Source organism: Gemmobacter nanjingensis (assembly GCF_014652195.1).
Taxonomy (GTDB): Bacteria; Pseudomonadota; Alphaproteobacteria; order Rhodobacterales; family Rhodobacteraceae; genus Gemmobacter; species Gemmobacter caeni.
This window is the reverse complement of sequence record NZ_BMYI01000072.1, coordinates 1-1,364: the sequence shown is the minus strand read 5'-3', so window position 1 is coordinate 1,364 and position 1,364 is coordinate 1. Positions and strand designations below refer to the sequence as shown.

Below are 1,364 nucleotides of genomic sequence, written 5' to 3'. Positions count from 1 at the left end.
GCCAAGGCCCAATCCGCCGACATGCGGGTGGAGCTGGAAATCCGCGCCCGGCTCAATACGCAGGTTGCTGCAGGCCTCATCACGGCCGAGGAAGCCAACCGGCTCCTGCGGGAGGAGATTGAGTTGCATCCGCTCGTTGCGGCGGCGGCAGAGGCCAATGGCAAAGAACAAGCCGACCTGAACAAGATCATTGCCGAACGCCGGGAACTGTCGGCCCAGCTGGCCCGTGAGGAAAAGCGGGCACAGGCGACCGAGGCGCTGATCGATTATGGCAAGGCGCAGGCTGAGCAGATCGCCCGTCTGCGTCTGGAAGCCTCGCTGATCGGCGCAACCGACCGGGAACGGGCGCGGGCGATTGCCGGGTTCGAAGCCGAGGTAGAATTGCGCCGCCGCTCGACCGAAATCACCGCAGATCAGATTGCCAAGGCCCGTTCCGAGGCAGCCGCGCTTGCAGATCGCCGTGCGGAGGTCGAGCGTCTGGCGGATGCCTGGGGCAGCGTGGAAGCCTCCGCATCCTCTGCGATTGATGGCATGGTCGATGGGCTGCTGGGTGGCGACCTTTCGGATGCGCTGAAAAGCATTGGACAGCAGACCATTGGCCTGATCTCGGAACTCAGCCTGAAAAACCCGCTGAAGAATGCCATTCTCGGCACCGATCTGCCCACGATGGCAGATGTCGGCGGGCTGTCAGGAATTTTCGGTCGGTTGTTCGGTGGAGGCTCGGCCGAGGCTGCTCAGTTGTCGGTCAGCACGATGAACGCCTCCTCGATGTCCGTTACCACACCCATGGTGCAGATATCGGCGGGCACGATCTCGGGACAGCTGCCCGGCGGTGCCGGTGGCATTGGATATGCTGGCGGAGGGGCCGGGCAATTGGCCGGTTCGACCAATGTCCAGCAACAGGTCTGGGCCTTCTTCGCGGCCAAAGGCCTCGCACCGCATCAGATCGCGGCGATCATGGGCAATGTGCAGGCGGAAAGCGGGTTCAACCCGCTGGCCGTGGGGGATGGCGGGGCCGCGCACGGGCTGTTCCAATGGAATGACCGCGCCCCGAAGCTGTTCGACTTCATTGGCGGGCAAGGCAATCTGGGGAATGTGCAGGCGCAGCTTGAATTCGCCTGGCGCGAGATGATGACCAGCGAGAACGGGCCGTTCCAGCGGCTGATGGCCTCGACCAATCTCTATGATGCCACGCATGCCTTTGTCGGCTTCGAGCGGCCGCAAGGCTACAATGCCAACAACCCGACCAGTGCGCATGGATGGGACCAGCGCCTCGCTGGGGCCGAAGCTGCCATGGCGCGCTTTGAGGGCACGACGCTCTCGACACAGGCGCAGCTCGGCCAGCTCGGGACCGGGGCGGCGCA

General features: G+C 64.3%; 1 protein-coding gene. It reads left to right on the top strand.

All coding sequences use genetic code 11. The features are described 5' to 3' along the window. A partial coding sequence (locus tag IE126_RS25665) for a phage tail tip lysozyme (RefSeq protein WP_229825960.1) occupies window positions 1-1,364 on the top strand: 1,364 nt, incomplete at both ends.